The following is a 16788-nucleotide window of genomic DNA, read 5'->3' on the forward strand; positions in this document are numbered from 1 at the left end:
ACACCTCCAAAATTTCGGGTGCAGGCAATTACTCGGCACCCCGACGGTCGAGCCTAATCGTCATTGGTCAATGCCGACCGTTCGGTCCATCCCAATCACGATTTTCGCCCTCGTCGTTCGGGTCGGCCCGACCCGGCTCGTTGTAGCCGCCCTGGTCGCCACGGCCGGCACCCGGCTGGCCGCCGACGGGCTGGTTCCACGGCTGCTGGTGGCCGTGGCGCGGTTGCGGCTCGCCCTGCCCCTGCCGACCGCCACCGTAGCCCGGTTGCCCCGGCTGCTGCTGCTCGTCGCGAGGCGGCCAGCCCGGTGCCGACCAACCGGCAGGAGCGCCGTAGTCCGGACGCGAGCCGTGCGTGCCACCGCCCTGGCGCGGGTAGCCCGCGTTCGGGGCCGGTGGCGCCGGGTAACCGGTCGCGGGCGGCGCGGGATAGCCGTATTGCGGGTTCTGGTAGCTGGGCTCCGGGTGACCGTTGGCGGCCGCTGCCACCGGCGGCACCACCGACTCCTGGGGCGGCCACGGCTCGCCGCGTTCGACGGCAAGCTCGCCCGGTGTCTTCACCGGCGGCTTGTCCGAGGGCAGCCGATCGCCGAAGTCGTTGAACGCGGTGATGCGTGGCCGCTTGTCCACCGCGGCGAGGAGCTCCTCGAGATCCTTGCGGTGCAACGTCTCTCGCTCCAGCAGCGCGGTGGCAAGGATGTCGAGCACGTCGCGGTATTCGTTGAGAATCGCCCACGCCTCGGTGTGCGCGGCCTCGATCAGGTTGCGCACCTCCTCGTCGATGGCGCCCGCGACCTCATGCGAGTACTCCGAAGCCATACCCATCGAGCGGCCGAGGAACGGGTCGCCCTGCTCCTGGCCGTAGCGCACCGCGCCGAGGCGCGCGCTCATGCCGTACTCGGTGACCATGGCGCGCGCGATCTTGGTGGCCTGGTCGATATCCGAGGATGCGCCGGTGGTCGGCTCGTGGAACACCAGCTCCTCTGCCGCACGGCCACCCATCGCCATCACGAGACGGGCGATCATCTCCGAGCGGGTCATCAGACCCTTGTCGTCCTCCGGCACCGTCATGGCGTGGCCGCCGGTGCGCCCTCGGGCCAGGATGGTGACCTTGTAGACCGGCTCGATATCCGGCATCGCCCACGCGGCCAGCGTGTGGCCACCCTCGTGGTAGGCGGTGATCTTCTTCTCGTGCTCGCTGATGATCCTGCTCTTGCGGCGCGGGCCGCCGACAACGCGGTCCACCGACTCTTCGAGCTGCTCACTGGTGATGACCGCGCCGTTCTCACGGGCGGTGAGCAGGGCGGCCTCGTTGATCACGTTCGCGAGGTCCGCGCCGGACATGCCGACGGTGCGCTTGGCGAGACCGTCGAGATCCGCCTCGGGCGCGATCGGCTTGCCCTGCGAGTGCACCCGAAGGATGGCGCGACGACCAGCGAGGTCGGGGTTGCCGACCGGGATCTGCCGGTCGAAACGGCCGGGACGCAGCAGCGCGGGGTCGAGGATGTCGGGGCGGTTGGTCGCCGCGATCAGGATCACGCCGGTGCGGTCACCGAAACCGTCCATCTCGACGAGCAACTGGTTGAGGGTCTGCTCACGCTCGTCGTGACCACCGCCGAGGCCGGCACCACGCTGGCGACCGACCGCGTCGATCTCGTCGACGAAAATGATGCACGGGCTGTTCTGCTTGGCCTGCTCGAACAGGTCGCGCACCCGGGAGGCGCCGACGCCGACGAACATCTCGACGAAGTCCGAACCGGAGATGGTGAAGAACGGCACGTTGGCCTCGCCAGCGACGGCGCGGGCCAGCAGCGTCTTACCGGTGCCCGGCGGACCGTAGAGCAGCACGCCCCTCGGAATCTTCGCGCCGAGAGCCTGGTAGCGAACCGGGTTCTGCAGGAAGTCCTTGATTTCATAGAGCTCTTCGACAGCCTCGTCGGCACCTGCCACATCCGCGAACGTGGTCTTGGGCATGTCCTTGGACAGCTGTTTGGCCTTCGATTTACCGAAGCCCATCATGCCGCCGCGACCACCACCCTGCATGCGGGACATCACGAAGATGAACAGCCCGAGCAGGATCACCATCGGCAGTACGAACAGCAGGATCTGGGTGAACCAGCTCTCCTGCTTGACCACCGTGTTGAAGGGTGCGCCGGACTTCTGCACAGCGTCGAATACCTGCGCGGACGACTCGCCACCGCCCGGATACTTGGCGATGATCTTGCTGGAGCCGCTGGTCGCGTCGTTGCCGTTGTTCAGCTCGATGCGCAGCTGTTGCTCGCGGTCGTCGATCTGGACGTTCTTGACGTTGCTCTTGTCGTTCAGCTGAGTTAACGCCACCGAGGTGTCGACGCTCTTCCAGCCGCGCGTGTCATTGCCGAAATAGCTGAACGCATATATGACGAGCAAAATGCCCGAAACTATGGCCAGGGTGCGAAACACAGTCTTGCGGTTCATAGAGCGTAGGCCGGGTGGCCAGTCCTTTCCGGTTCTCCGGTGCATGCCTGCGAAGCGTCGGGTTCGGCGGTGCCAGTCTCACCCTTTGCCCGGCCGGGGCTCGGCGGGTTCGGATGCGGACAAGCCACGTTACCGCGTACGGTTTACTCGATACATCGCGCAGTTCGGCAGTTGGTGCGGTTCGACAGGTAAACGGCCGAGGAACGTCGGTGGTTCCCGAGGACTCCGGTCGGGTTACTCCAAGTGGTCACAATCATGGCATGTTCGGCCTATCGTGAGCGACGACACAACAAGAGCGCAGGGGGTATGGACATAGTCGAGCTACGGACACCCACAGCGATAGTGCGGCACGGGCGCGGACGATTGATCGTTCTGCGACCGGGCACCGATGGTGAGCGCGTATTGGATGTACCGGTCACGGACCTGCTGAAGGTCCGGCTGAACCGGCGCGCCGATGACGCGGTCGTAATCGAGATCTACCTTCGTTACCCGACTCCGGTACTCACGGGCGTGCCAGCAGACCGTACCCCGTTGCCGGTATTGATAGCCGAACACGATGTCCCCGCAGCGACCGAGATCGTCGATCGGATCAACGATCAGATCCTCGCCTCGCAGCGCATCGATGTCGCCGCCCCCGATCTCGACCCACCAACCCCCACGTGGGGCAAGACCGGACCGACTCGCGCGGACGTCGATCGGGCCGTACGCCGGATGGCGCCCAAACGCGAAGCGAAGTCGGCGGTAGCCGCTCTGCATCGTTATGTCACGGCGGACGAATACGTGCTGGAGACCGCGATCGCGGTGGCGCACCCGCCCGCCGGCACCGGACCAGGGCTGCTTGCCGCTACCACAGGGCGGCTGCTGTTCATCGGCATCGGCACCGGCTCCCGATACGCCCACGAGCTACCCATCCCCGCCGTGCTCTGGGCACGCACCACCGAAGGCGCCACATCCGCGCCTGGTGAGGTCGGCGCGGTCCGCGGCGAGACGGGCATCGACGTGCACGACGGCAATGTCACGCTGCATTTCACCGGCGTCGATCGGGCCGACACCGAGCGGGTCACCTGTGCGGTGAATTTCGCCGTCCGGCGCGATTCCGCGGACGGCGCCGCAGGCCCTGCCGATCCCGGCGTCTCCCAGCTGTATTCCGAGTGGGAGCTGCTGGTCGAGCGCCATTCGCTCGGCATGGTCGACGACGCACAATTCCAGCGCTACGGGCGCGGGATCCTACGGTCACTCCCCGACGGAAACTGAAGGCGTTCGATTTGCGGCGCCTGCGGCGCTGAGTGTTCGCGGCCCCGAAGGCTCGCCCGCCGCGAACATCGCTCGTAAGACTCGCTCCGTGGTGGTTACCGGGGTGGCGTTATTTGGCGGGAGTGGATTCTGCCAAGGTAATTCGCCGCCACGGGCTCGTCGGGCGCGTCCACAGGCGCAGCAGTTCCATGCGCCGGTCGACGCCGCCGTTCTTGAGTTCGGCCAGGTCCTCGCATGCCTGCCAGTAGGTCCAGCCGGTCATGTAGGCATCGCCGAATTGGCGCCAGTTCTTGTACTTGCGCTGGGCGAGCGGCAATGCGCGCGCCAAGTAGCCCCATGCAACATCGGCGTCGAGATAACCTGCGGTGAAAGCCATTCGGGCCACCGCGACCACCCTGGCCAGATCCCATGCGTGGATATCACTCGGCAACGGCCGTGCGAGGTGATCGGTGAAACCGATCTTGATCGCCTGTGACCAGATGTCGTAGTCACGCACGAGCGCCTCGGGATTGTCCATGCCGCGGAACGAGCCGACCTGACGCAAGAAAGCGCGGTGCCGATCGGCCCGCTCGCCGAACCGATCCCGCTCACTCGCGTTGACCGAGGCCATCACCAGCGGGTGCACCATCGCGTACAGCGGCGCGTGCATGCCTTCGAGCAGCTGTTCCATCGAGGCCTGCGCCTCGGTGGCGTCGGTGATACCCCATGCGCCGGTCAACGTGTCGATGGCGAGTTCGCGGCGGTCGCCGAGCGGATGGTCGCGTTCCGGGCCGAGTAGCAGCGCGTCGTGGAAGGCGTCCCATCGAGCCGAATAGAAAGCACCGAGCGCCAAGGACCGCAGTTCGTCATCGGATACCGTGGCCCCGGACCAATGGTCCTCCTCCCGCTTGTCCAGCTCTTCGTAGGGGAAGGTGGTCAGGGTGGGAATACCGCGGGCAGGCATGCAACCGATTGTTCCCCATCGATCTTGAAACAACCTGTGTAATCGCGAAGGAATCCAGGGTGTCGGGTAACCGGCCGAAAACGCGCGCAGGCGACGGGAGCTCGCGCCACTCGGATACGAGCCTTCGGGGCAGCGAACACGCAGCGCCACGGCGCGCGGCAAATTAAACCACTATTTTCCTGCCTTGGGTTTCTTGGCCTGCGGCGCATGGTTACAGAGGGCTACTGTGCACCCATGAGTGGAAATATCACCCTCCTGCGTGGCCTGGACCCTGCCCCTACCGAGCAGGAAATCTATGCTGCCGCACTGCAGTACGTGCGCACAGTCGGTGGCGTTTCCGGCCTGAGCACGACCACCAAAGCCGCGGTGGACAAGGCCGTCGCGGCCATCGCGGCGGCAACGACTCAGCTGCTCGCGGATCTACCCGATGGCAGAGTCGAGCCACCACGCGAGGAGTAGTCGGCCGCCACACGGTGCCCGGTTCATTGCAGAGCGTCGACACCATAGGTGGCGACACAGGTCAGTGCCAGTTCCAACGGCAGGCTACGCTCCTCGACCGGATGACCGAGCAGTTCCTCGATCCGCTGGATTCGGTAGCGAATCGTGTTCTTGTGTACCCCAAGCAGTTTCGCCGCGGCCTCCGGGCTGCGATGACTTTTCAGATAAGCGTGCAGCGTCTCGCGCAGCCGTACGGCATTGGTGTCACGCCCGGCAAGCACGCGCAACTCCCTGCCGACAAGGGCACGCATCGCCGCGTCATCGGCACCGACCAGGTAAGCGATCTCCACCTCGCGATAACCGGTGACCCGATCGGCGTCCGGTAGCCCGCGCTCGGCGACGTGCCTTGCCGCGACCGCCTCGCGGTGGCTTTGCCGGAATCCGGCGACCTGCACTGCGGGAACCCCGAAGGCGACCCGCACCGGCGCTTCCACCAGTCCCGATGTGATGCGCTCCAGCTGGCGAGGCGCGGCAAGTTCGGCGGCGCGCTGTTCATCGTCGAGGCCGACCCACGCCCACATTCCGCTCGCGCCCGACGGCATGCTGAGCACCCGGCCGCTGCCGAGCGCGGCCGCGAGCCGCGCCGCGACCCGGTCGAGCAGCCCACTCAGCTCGCCGTCACCACCGCCGGGCTCATCGGTCCACAGCACGAAGGCCAGGTGCTGCTGGGCGAGCCGGTAGCCCAGGCGCAGCGAGGCCTGCTCGATATCCGGCTCATCGCCTGCGAGCAGGGCGCGTACGGTCTCGGTGCGCCGATTGAGGGCGGCGCGCATGACCCGCTCCCGCTCCTCCATGTAGGTGTCGGTGAGCATTTCCACCGAGGTGCTCACCCATCTCGTCGACCGCTCGAACAGGCGAAGCAGCACCGCGCGTTCGATCTCCGGTGGCGCCGTCCGCTCGTCGATGGCCTCGGTCATGTACTCGAGCACCGCTTCCTGGCCAACGTGGTAGGTCCGCAGCAGCAGTCGCAGGTCATAGCCACGACGGGCGAGGGTGCGGGCGAACGCGTGCGCCTCCTCCGGCAGCGTGAATTCGAATGTGTCGCTGGTGAGTCCGCTCAGCACCACCCTGGCGTGCGCGCGGGTGCTCGCGGCGAGATCGCGTCGTATATCGCGATCGGCCAACTCCGGAATCCGCGCGACGATCGCGCCGTCGAGGCGGTCGACAACTTGTTCGAGTGCCTCGGTCCGCATCGTTTCGTACACGTAGTCGGCGAGCCAGTCGCGCACCACTTCGCTATTGGGGCCGATGGCCCCGACTCGCGAACTTCGCGTCATGCTTCCTCCGATTTGTATTCTCGGAACAAATTTCCCGGCGTTTGTTGACAAATCGGTCCAAGAAAGTCGCGCGCACTTGTGCCACCATCATAGGTTAGTGAAGTGATTCACAGTAGTCATTCACCCAGCGGTTCACAGCACAACGGCAGTGGGAGAACAGCAGTGACCAACACCGAGTCCGCGGCAGGCGCGGCCAAGAAGGCTCCGGCACCCAAGGCGCCCGCGAAGAAGGTCGCGCCTGCGGTCGCGGTCGATCCGGCCGTCATCGAAGTGCGTAATCCCGGCACCGGCGAGGTAGTCGGCTCCGTGCCAACCGAGACCGCTGACGCGGTCGCGGCCAAGGTCCGCGAACTTCGGCTCTACCAGCCGGAGTGGGAGGCCATCGGCCCGGACGGCCGCAAAGAGTGGCTGCTGAAGCTGCAGGACTGGTTGGTCGACAACACCGAGCACCTCGCCGATGTGCTGCAGTCGGAAACGAGCAAGCCGCGCGTCGATGCCCTCATCGATCCCGCGTTCTCGGTGGATCTGACCGGCTACTACGCGCGCCGCGCCGCGAAGTTCCTCGCCGACGAGCACCCGTCGCCGCACAGCCCGCTCGCCAGGGTCAAGAAGCTCACGACGGTCTACAAGCCGTACCCGGTCGTCGGTGTCATCACGCCGTGGAACTTCCCGCTCGCGATGCCGGTGATCGACGTGATTCCGGCGCTGGCCGCCGGTGCCGCCGTGCTACTCAAGCCCTCCGAAGTGACCCCGCTTTCCGCGCTCGAACTGGCCCGCGGCTGGGCCGAGATCGGTGCGCCGCCGGTATTCGCCGTGGTCACCGGCGCGGGCGCGACCGGCGCCGCGGTGGTCGAGAACGCCGACTACATCCAGTTCACCGGCTCGACGGCCACCGGCCGCAAGATCGCCGCGGCCTGCGTCGAGCGGCTGATTCCCTACAGTCTGGAATTGGGCGGTAAGGATCCGGCCATCGTGCTCGCCGACGCCGATCTGGACCGTGCCGCGCACGGCATCGCCTTCGGCGGCATGTTCAACGCGGGCCAGGTGTGTATCTCGGTCGAGCGGGTGTACGTCGAAGCGCCGGTCTACGACGCATTCGTCGCCAAGCTGACCGCCGCGGTCAAGGACCTGCGCCAGGGCATCGACGGCCGTGAGTCCAAGCACGATGTCGGCGCGCTCGCCAACGAGAACCAGGTGCTGATCGTGCAGCGACACGTCGACGAGGCCGTCGCGGCGGGCGCGAAGGTGCTGACCGGCGGCAAGCGGACCGGTGTCGGAACATTCTTCGAGCCAACCGTTCTCGTCGATGTCGACCACACCATGTCGTGCATCGGCGAGGAGACCTTCGGCCCGACGCTGCCGGTGGTGAAGGTCGCCGACGAGGCCGAGGCGGTCCGCCTTGCCAATGATTCGGTCTACGGCCTGTCCGCTTCGGTCTGGACCGGTGACAAGGATCGCGGTGAACGCATTGCACGCCAACTGAACGCGGGCGCGGTCAATATCAACGACGTCTTCTCCAACCTGTTCAATTTCGCGCTGCCGATGGGCGGCTGGGGTCAGTCCGGTGTCGGCGCCCGCTGGGGCGGTGCGAGCGGCGTGCGCAAGTACTGCCGACAGAAGGCGATCACCAGGCCGATCCTGCCGACCCAGCAGAAGGAGCTGATCTGGTTCCCGTACCAGATGCCGAAGCTGCTGGTCGCCCTCGGCGCGATGCGCGCAGCGGGCGCACGCGGCCTGCGCCGTGTCGATATTCCGGCACTGCTGAAGCTCAAGGGGGACACCAAATGACAGACGTCGCGAAGATTCGCGGCAAGGTCGTCGTGATCACCGGTGGCGCCCGCGGTATCGGTCTTGCGACCGCGACCGCGTTGCAGGCGCTCGGCGCCGAGATAGCGATCGGCGATATCGATGAGACGACAGTCAAGGAGTCCGGCGTCGCGCGCGACTTCGCGTACTACGGCAAGCTCGATGTCACCGATCCACGCTCGTTCGAGAGCTTCCTCGACGAGGTGGAACGCACCGTCGGTCCGATCGACGTGTTGATCAACAATGCGGGCATCATGCCGACCGGCAAGCTTGTCGACGAGCCGGATCAGATCACCCGCCGAATTCTGGACATCAACGTCTACGGCGTAATTCTGGGCTCCAAGCTGGGCATCGCGCGAATGCTGCCGCGCAAGCGCGGGCACGTCATCAATATCGCGTCGCTGGCCGGCGAGACCCACATCCCCGGTCTTGCCACCTACAACGCGAGTAAGCACGCGGTGCTCGGATTCACCGACACGCTGCGCGAGGAGTACCGGCGTTCGGGCGTCGAGTTCTCGTCGGTGCTGCCGACGTTGACCAACACCGAACTCGGTTCCGGCGTGAGCGGCCCGAAGCTGCTGCGCTCGGCCGAGCCGGAGGAGATCGCCGACGCCATCGTCGCGCTGATCGCCACGCCGAAGTCGAAGGTCAGGGTGACGGCGATGGCCGGGTTCCTCTCGCAGGTGGTGAACCTGCTTCCCGAATCCGTCGCCGATGGTTTGGCGCGCGCGCTCGGTTCGGGCGATGCGTTCCTCGGTGCCGTCGACGCCGAGAAGCGCAAGGCTTACGAGGATCGGGCGCGCAGCGCCTGAGGGGTTCGATTCGCCCTGTGAGTCGAGGCGCCGCGGTCGTGATTTCACGACCGCGGCGCCTTTCGGCTATCCGGCGACGGTGTTCACGACCGCGGCCTGGCGGGTAGCCGCAGCCACATAACAAACCAATTTGTGATGAATATCACTATCTCACAACGTATCAACGCCCGTGGGCGGCCCCACCGGTTTTCCGGCATCGGCCGGGCTACCTCCGAGCGGCCCATGTCGAGCCGCCCCGCGACATTCGGTCGCCCATTACCGCTGGTCAACCGTCCATCAATGCCGGAATGGCTCGCACCACGGCGGATGCGGGGTATTCGCGGGCTCAATGGTGCAAATGACCCGGACAGGCAATATGCTGTGCCTAACAAACCCACCGACTGTTTCGGTGCCAGTATCCGAACTTTCCGGCCTAATTTAGCTGGAAATTCAGGACCGATTCTGATAGCAAGGGGCTATGGACCCGCATTTGCGCGACCTGCGGTATTTCGTCGCTGTCGCTGAGGAACTACATTTCACCAACGCCGCACAGCGGCTGCACATCGCTCAACCCACCCTGTCGCGTCAGATTCGTCAGCTGGAACGCCAGCTCGACGTGGTCCTGTTCGACCGCAACCAGCGCAGTGTCGCGTTGACCGTCGCGGGCAAGGAGTTGCTCGAAGGTGCACGCAAGATCCTGGAGCTCTGGGAGGTCACCAACGTCTCGCTCCAGGAGGCGGGCGAGGTACTTCGCGTCGGCATCCAATCCGCGCTCGGCCGCGGTTTGCTCAGTGACCTGGAAAGCGCGAGCGGTCATCGACTAGCACTGCACGCCGCGTCCTGGAACGACCCGTCCAGCGGCCTGGCCGGACGCCAGGCGGACCTGTCGCTTGTCTGGCTGCCCCTGCCCGACCAGAACCGTTTTCGGTGGCAGGTGCTGCGCACAGAGCCGCGCTGGGTACTGCTTCCGGAGAACCATCCGCTCGCCGATCAGGAGAGCATCGAGTTCGCCGATTTGCTCGACGAACCGTTCATCGCACTGCCGACCGAAGCCGGTGCGGTGCGCGACTTCTGGCTCGGTAACGATGCCAGGGGCGGTCGTCAGCCGAAGATCGGCGCGGAAGCGGCGACACCGGAGGACAAGCTGGAGGCCGTGAGCCTCGGCCTCGGCGTCTGCCTGCTCGCCGAGAACAATGTCCCGATGTACCGCTGGCCGGGTCTGACCGCGCGCCCGGTGGCCGGGCTCGCGCCGTGCGAACTGGCCGTGGCGTGGCGGGCCGATGACATTCGCCCAACCATCCTGGAGTTCGCGGGGCGCGCCGCCAACGGCGGCTTCTCCGCACAGGCGCAACAGGCGTCCGCCGTCACCGGCTGACGACTCACGGCGCGGGGGCGCCCGACATCACGGCGCGGTGCGCTCCCAGGGGTGCATGGCTTCCAGTTGCGCGGACAGGCGCAGCAGGGTCGATTCACTGCCGGGCGGTCCCGCGAGCTGAGCGGCCACCGGCGTACCCGAACGGGGATGCATCCCCATCGGCACCGATGCGGCGGGCCAGCCGACCATGTTCCACAGTGGGGTGAACGGTGAAAAGCGGGAGCTGGTAATCGCATTGGCGAGCCAGCCCCTTGCGTGCCAAGCCCGGGCTTTCGGCGGCGGTGTCGCGAGCGTTGGTGTGATCACCACGTCGTAGCGATCGAAGAATTCCAGTAGTCGTGCCTCGACCCGGTCGACCTGGTCGGGGCCGACCAGGCGCAGGCGCTGCACCAACCTGCCGAGCGCGAGGTGACGGCGGGTGCGCGGTTGCAGCCGGTCGGGATGGGCGAGGGTCGCGGCGTCACGGGTGCCGACGGCGAGCCAGCGCAAAAAGACCGAGATGATCGAATCGCCATAGGGCAGTGTTGTCGGTTCCACGAGGTGTCCGGCCGCGGCGGCGGCGGATCCCGCGGCGCGCGCGGCCGCGGTCCAGTGTCGATCGACCAGGAAGAAACGGGATGGCGGGGCAACGGCCAACCCGATGCGTAGTCGACCAGGTGGTTCCAGCTCGGCTAGGTCGGGCCGGGCCGCCAGCACCGATAGCGCGAGCGCAGCATCATCGACAGTCGTTGCGAGCACCCCGTTCTCGACCATGCCCGCCCACGAGTCGACGCCCATCTCCGCGGGCACGGTGTGCCGTCCCGGCTTGATCCCGAAGACCCCGCAGCAGGCCGCGCAGACGCGTATCGAACCGAGCCCGTCGTTGCCGTGCGCCACCGGAACCAACCCGCCCGCGACCGCGGCGGCCGAGCCGCCGGCCGAGCCACCCGCGCTGCGTGCGGTGTTCCATGGATTGCGAGTGACCCGGCCTTCGCCGTCGGTCATCGGCCACAGACCCAGCTCCGAAACCGCGGTCAGTCCGACGATCACCGCACCCGCGGCGCGCAGCCTGCGCAGCACCGGATGGTCGGCGGTCGCCGCAGCGGTGTCGGTGGCCGCCGAACCGCACAGGTTCGTCTCACCCGCGACCGCGACATTATGTTCGATCGCGATCGGAACCCCGGCCAGTGGGAGCAGATCCAGGTCGGCGCGCTGCTCGAGGGCAAGAGCCTCGGCCTTCGCCTTGGCGGAGCGAACAACGGTGAACGCGTTCAATTTCCGGGTATCGGCGGCGATGCGCTCGAGCACCGAGTCGAGCACCTCGGTCGGAATGGTGGAGCCGTCCCGCACTCCGGTCGCGATCGCTACGGCGGGTCCGCGCGGCGCGCCGGGGTCAATCGGAGAATTCGGACCCGCTGCATCGTTGGCGCCCTTGGCGACTTCCTGGGCGGCTACTGTCTGCGGAGCCGCGTGCGTTACGGCCGTAACGTCCGCCACTGCTGTGGCCTCATTGTGCATGTGCTGGTTCTCCCCCGTCGCGTCGTTGTCGAAATCGGGTGATCCGCTGTTGAGGCGCAAGTTATCATTCCGGATAGTGTGCGGGGGACGATGTCGTCGGGTGTGGCGGAATTTATCCGCTGCGTCAACAGACCGACCAGTGCGGATTCTTCGGCATCCGCGTAACCACTAGGTCCGAGAATGAGTGCGAATTCCGATAGAAGTTCCGAATCCACTTCGGGGTCTGCGACCGGAGTCGGTCACGCCAGCGCTGTCGAGGCCTTCGCTTCGGCGTGGTTATCTGCTGCCCGAGAATCGATACAGCAGCCGCCCCGGATAGCCGACTACCTGCCCGATGCGCACACCCTCCGGCAGCAGGCGCTGATCGAATTGATCCGCGTCGACCTGCGCCACCGTTGGGTGCAACATGCCGAAAGCACTGCACCACGCAAGCGCTTGGCCGATTATCGTGCCGATTTTCCCGAACTCGAACCCGAAGATATTCCGGCCGGCCTCGTCTACGAAGAGTTCGTCATCCGCAGGCACAGCGGCGAGCGCGTCGATCCACGGGACTGTCTGCGCGAATACCCGGAGCATGCGGCGGAGCTGCGGGCGATGCTCAATGCCGACGAGTTGGACCAGAGCACCAGGCGGGCGGCGCTGGAAGATCCGACCCTGACCGCATTGGCCGAGACCAGGACCGCGCGGGCAACGCAGCCGAACCAAACCACCCAGTCCTCTCGTAATACGGACATGACCCGCGTATCCGCCGACCTGACCGGAACGGCGACCGCCGTCCCGACCACGGTCGGGACCGGTCCCGGGCACCACGACGCGCTCGACCGCATCGAAATCGGCCAGCAGATCGATGATTTCGACCTGCTGACCGGCCTCGGCAGCGGCGCGTTCGCACGGGTGTTCCTGGCTCGGCAGCGCTCATTGCAGCGGCTGGTCGCGGTGAAGATCTCCGCCGACCACGGCACCGAGCCGCAGACACTCGCCCAGCTCGACCACGACTACATCGTGCGCGTCTTCGATCAGCGACTGCTCGAATCCCAGGAACTGCGCGACAAAGCGGGCAGACGGCTGCGGTTGCTCTACATGCAGTTCCTGCCCGGCGGCACGTTGCTCAGCGTGCTGCGCTGGATACGAGCCACACCGCCCGCCGAACGCAGCGGACAACTGCTGCTCGACGCGGTCGACGCCGCGATGGAGGAGAAGGGCGAGATCCGGCCGACCGATTCCAGTGTGCGCGCCGAGATCGCCTCGCTCAGTTGGCCGGAGACCGTGGCATGGCTTGGTCGACGACTGGCCGATGCACTCGAATACGCCTCGACCCACGGCGTGCTGCACCGCGACGTGAAGCCCGCCAATGTGCTGCTCACCGCCGAGGCGGTGCCGAAGCTGGCCGACTTCAACATCAGCTTCAGCCGCAACGTTGCCGACACCAGCCCGGTCGCCTACTTCGGTGGCTCGCTGGCCTACATGTCACCCGAGCAGTTGGAAGCCTGCCACCCTGGCCGCGAACGCACGGCAGCCGATCTGGACACCCGCTCCGATATCTATTCGCTGGGCGTGGTGATGTGGGAATTGCTGACCGGCGCAAAACCTTTCGACGACACCACCGCGGGAGCGGACGGCTACGGCGACGACACCACGCTCGAGGCGATGCTGGAACGGCGCACTTCGGGTGTGGATGCGGTCGCACTGGACCGGCTGCCCGCCAACTGTCCGGCAGCACTTCGCCGGGTGCTGCTGACCTGTCTGGAACCCGACCGCACCCGACGCTGGTCGGGCGGCGCGGTGCTGGCCAAGCAGCTGGACCTGTGCATGGACGCACGCGCACGTGACCTGGTCGACCCACCGCCCGGCAGCTGGCGGCTGAAGCTGCGCGCGTGGCGATTGCTGATCGTCTCGCTGGCCATCGGGGTGCCGAATGTGCTCGCCTCGATCTACAACATCCAGCACAACCAACACATGATCGTCAGCAGAATGAGCGAGGATGCCCAGCACACCTTCCTGATCATCACCAGCGTGGTGAACGGGGTGCTGTTCCCGCTCGGCGCGGCATTGATACTTTACAAGTCACGCTTGGTGCTTACGGTGCCGCACGGGCTGCGAAGAGGCCGACGATATGACCCGGACACACTCCGGCGAGCGAGAGCCGACGCATTGCTGTTCGCCAACCGAGCAGTGGTCATCGTGTTCTCGCTGTGGGTGTTCGCGAGCATCACCTTCCCGATCGCATTGAAATTGGCCACCGGTGAGATCGCGCTGAGCGCGGTCGTACATTTCCTCACTTCGATCGTGGTGTGCGGCGCGATCGCGGTGGCCTATCCGTTTTTCCTGGTGACCTTCTACATGGTCCGCTGCATATATCCGGTGTTTCTGCGGCACGGCGAAATCAGCCCCGACGACGCGGTATGGCTGCGCGGCCTCGACCGCCGCGCCAATGGCTATCTCGCGGTCGCGGCGTCGGTGCCGCTGCTCGCGGTGGCGGGGGTGACGTTCCTGCCGCCCGCCGATATTCCTTTGGTGATCTTCGCGGTCCGGGTGCTGTGCGCGGGCGGCATAGTCGCGTTCATCGGCTCCTATCTGCTCTTCCGCGCCTTGGAAGCCGATTTGAAGGCACTGGAAAGAGTGGTCGCGCCGAGTGACTCGATGGGACGGGAGCGGGCCGCACCCGCCGCGAAGGAGACGCGCACGTGATCGAATCGGGCCTCGATCACGTGGCAAGGTTCGTCGCCGCTTGGCAGCGTTACCTGCACGAGAACCGGCTCGACCCGCCCCTGCTCGCCGACTATGTGCCCGATGGTGCACAGGCGCGTCTTGCGGTACTCACCGACCTGGTGCGCATCGATCTGCGCCAACGCTGGATCCGGCCCGGCGGCGGTAAGCGGATCATGGAGTACCGCAAGGAATTTCCCGAGATCGAGCAGAGCCCGATATTGGCCGACCTCGTATACGAGGAGTTCCTGGCTCGGCGCAGGCACGCACCGGTCGACGCGACCGCTTTCCTTGCCGAGTACCCGGACCTGGCCGCCGAAGTACGCGAGCGCCTGTCCACGGTCGGCGCGGACGACGAAACTCAGGCCGAGCCCGCCGAACTCGATAGCGAACAGGCCGCCGCGCTCGTCGCCGACCTGACACCAGGACGGCGCATCGACGACTTCGATCTGCGCACAGATCTAGGGACCGGCGCGCTCGGCCGCGTTTTTCTCGCCACCCAGCGTTCCATGCAACGCCTTGTCGCCGTGCGGTTCTCCGCCGGTATCAGTGCCGCGCCGCGGACCATGGCACAGCTGGACCATCCACATATCGTCCGGGTCTTCGACCAGCGCATGCCCGCGGAATCGGCGGCATTGCGACTGGTGTACATGCAGTATCTGCCCGGCGGCACCGCCGAGGACGTGCTCGCCGAGCGACGCCGAGGCCCGGAATCGGCGGGCGGCGACCTGCTGTTGCGTGCCGTCGACGCGGCCATGGAGGTGCGAGGGGAGATCCGGCAGACAGATTCGAGCGTGCGTGCCGAGATCGCCGAGCTCAGCTGGCCGGAGACGGTCGCATGGCTTGGCAGGCGACTGGCCGACGCGCTCGATTACGCCGCTCGACAGGGAGTGTTGCACCGTGCGATCAAACCGTCGAACGTGCTGTTCACGGCCGAGGGCAGCCCGAAGCTGGCCGATTTCACGCTGCACGATTCGACCCGGACACGGGCACAACATGATTCATCCGCCTACCGCTCACCCGAGGAGCTGGCGCTGGAACTCGATCCCGCCGCCCCCGAGCCCGATACCCGCAGCGACATCTTTTCTCTCGGCACCCTGCTGTGGGAAATGCTGACGGGCAGTGCTGCTTTCGATGACGAAGCCGACACCGAGGCCGCCCGGCTCGACCATCGCAGACGCGGCGTGCGCAGCACTGCGCTGGAGCGTATTCCGGCGGACTGCCCGGCCGCATTGCGCCGGGTTTTGCTTACCTGCCTCGAGCCGGATCCCGAGCGCCGCTGGCCGAACGGCGCGACGCTGGCACAGCAGCTCGATCTGTGCCTCGACGATCGCGCGCGAAATCTCGTCGACCCTCCGGAGCGCAGTTGGCGACGGGCCCTGCGGCGGTGGCGGATCCTGCTCGTCACGCTCGCGGTCGCGGTGCCGAATGCCCTCGCGTCGGTCTACAACGTAGAGCACAACGCCAAATTGATCCACTACCGTCAGACCCAGGCGGCCCAGCACCAGTTCGAGATCTTCACCGCGGTGTCGAACGGGGTGGCCTTCTCGCTAGGTACCGTCGTCCTCGTATACCTGAGCAGATATCTGATCTTCGTGCCGCACGGGCTGCGCACCGGGGTCCGCTACAGCCCGGAGGTATTGCACAGGACTCGCACGGACGCGGTACTGCTCGGCGACCGCGCGGTACTCGTCATCTTCTCGATGTGGCTGCTGTCGGGGATATCGTTCCCGGTCGTGCTGTATGCGACCTCCGACGCTGTCACCGCGGCCGACTACGCACACTTCGTGGGTCTGCATGTGGTGAGCGGTGCCATCGCCCTGACCTATCCGTTCTTCCTGGTGAACTTCTACATCATCCGCTGCGTTTACCCGATGTTCCTGAGCCACGGCGAGATCCATGAAAAGGACGTGGCGCGGTTGCACGGGCTGCGCCGTCGGTCCGCGTTCTATTTGAGCCTCGCGGCGTCGATTCCGTTGCTCGCCGTCGCGGGCGCGACGCTGCTCGCGCCGCCGGATCTCGCCAAGATCATCGTCAATGTGCGGGTGTTGTGCATCGGAAGCATCATCGCCTTTGTCGCGGTCTATATCCTGTTCCGAGCGATGGAGAACGATCTGCGCGCACTGGAGCGAATGACCGCGCCACACCAGCGCGCGGAAGCCATGCCCGCGCAGTGAACGATGGAG

11 protein-coding genes are annotated in these 16788 nt (G+C 66.2%); 7 read left to right on the forward strand and 4 right to left on the reverse strand.

What is annotated here, in order from left to right; genetic code table 11:
* Positions 1–67: 67 nt before the first annotated feature.
* A complete protein-coding gene (gene ftsH, locus ACLMAJ_RS14130; RefSeq protein ID WP_412014116.1) occupies positions 68–2455 on the reverse strand; it encodes an ATP-dependent zinc metalloprotease FtsH in 2388 nt (795 codons plus the stop codon).
* Between the two features lie 363 nt (positions 2456–2818).
* Here ftsH and ACLMAJ_RS14135 point away from each other — a divergent pair, with 363 nt between their 5' ends.
* Positions 2819–3709, forward strand: a complete 891-nt coding sequence (locus ACLMAJ_RS14135) for a hypothetical protein (protein WP_412014117.1) — start codon at positions 2819–2821, stop codon at positions 3707–3709.
* Positions 3710–3818: 109 nt separating this feature from the next.
* On the opposite strand, the gene ACLMAJ_RS14140 is transcribed toward ACLMAJ_RS14135, so the two are convergent.
* Entirely contained in the window at positions 3819–4652 is an 834-nt protein-coding gene (locus ACLMAJ_RS14140) for a DUF1266 domain-containing protein (RefSeq protein ID WP_412014118.1), read from the reverse strand.
* Between the two features lie 234 nt (positions 4653–4886).
* On the opposite strand from ACLMAJ_RS14140, the gene ACLMAJ_RS14145 reads away from it, so the two are divergent.
* The gene (locus ACLMAJ_RS14145) at positions 4887–5111 is read left to right on the forward strand and encodes a DUF2277 family protein (protein WP_328408485.1); all 225 of its coding nucleotides are present in this window, start codon (positions 4887–4889) and stop codon (positions 5109–5111) included.
* Between the two features lie 23 nt (positions 5112–5134).
* On the opposite strand, the gene ACLMAJ_RS14150 is transcribed toward ACLMAJ_RS14145, so the two are convergent.
* The gene (locus ACLMAJ_RS14150; protein ID WP_412014119.1) at positions 5135–6427 is read right to left on the reverse strand and encodes a PucR family transcriptional regulator; all 1293 of its coding nucleotides are present in this window, start codon (positions 6425–6427) and stop codon (positions 5135–5137) included.
* A 162-nt stretch (positions 6428–6589) separates the two neighbouring features.
* On the opposite strand from ACLMAJ_RS14150, the gene ACLMAJ_RS14155 reads away from it, so the two are divergent.
* The 3 genes from ACLMAJ_RS14155 (at position 6590) to ACLMAJ_RS14165 (ending at position 10399) form a co-directional block, all read left to right on the forward strand.
* Positions 6590–8215 (forward strand): aldehyde dehydrogenase family protein, encoded by a 1626-nt coding sequence (locus ACLMAJ_RS14155; protein ID WP_412014120.1) that lies wholly within the window; start codon positions 6590–6592, stop codon positions 8213–8215.
* Complete coding sequence (locus tag ACLMAJ_RS14160; RefSeq protein WP_412014121.1) at positions 8212–9045, forward strand: SDR family oxidoreductase; 834 nt, start codon at positions 8212–8214, stop codon at positions 9043–9045. The genes ACLMAJ_RS14155 and ACLMAJ_RS14160 overlap by 4 nt, the downstream gene beginning before the upstream one ends.
* 457 nt (positions 9046–9502) lie before the next feature.
* Positions 9503–10399 (forward strand): LysR family transcriptional regulator, encoded by an 897-nt coding sequence (locus tag ACLMAJ_RS14165; protein ID WP_412014122.1) that lies wholly within the window; start codon positions 9503–9505, stop codon positions 10397–10399.
* 27 nt (positions 10400–10426) lie between these two features.
* Here the strand turns inward: ACLMAJ_RS14165 and ACLMAJ_RS14170 are convergent, their stop codons facing one another.
* Positions 10427–11956, reverse strand: coding sequence for an amidase family protein (locus ACLMAJ_RS14170; protein ID WP_479725035.1), 1530 nt, complete (start codon positions 11954–11956; stop codon positions 10427–10429).
* 120 nt (positions 11957–12076) lie between these two features.
* On the opposite strand from ACLMAJ_RS14170, the gene ACLMAJ_RS14175 reads away from it, so the two are divergent.
* Complete coding sequence (locus ACLMAJ_RS14175) at positions 12077–14584, forward strand: serine/threonine-protein kinase (RefSeq protein WP_412014123.1); 2508 nt, start codon at positions 12077–12079, stop codon at positions 14582–14584.
* Positions 14581–16779: a protein kinase domain-containing protein gene (locus ACLMAJ_RS14180; protein ID WP_412014124.1), complete on the forward strand. Its 2199-nt coding sequence runs from the start codon at positions 14581–14583 to the stop codon at positions 16777–16779. The genes ACLMAJ_RS14175 and ACLMAJ_RS14180 overlap by 4 nt, the downstream gene beginning before the upstream one ends.
* The last annotated feature ends 9 nt before the right edge of the window (positions 16780–16788 follow it).

The organism is Nocardia arseniciresistens, assembly GCF_046764875.1.
Lineage (GTDB): Bacteria > Actinomycetota > Actinomycetes > Mycobacteriales > Mycobacteriaceae > Nocardia > Nocardia arseniciresistens.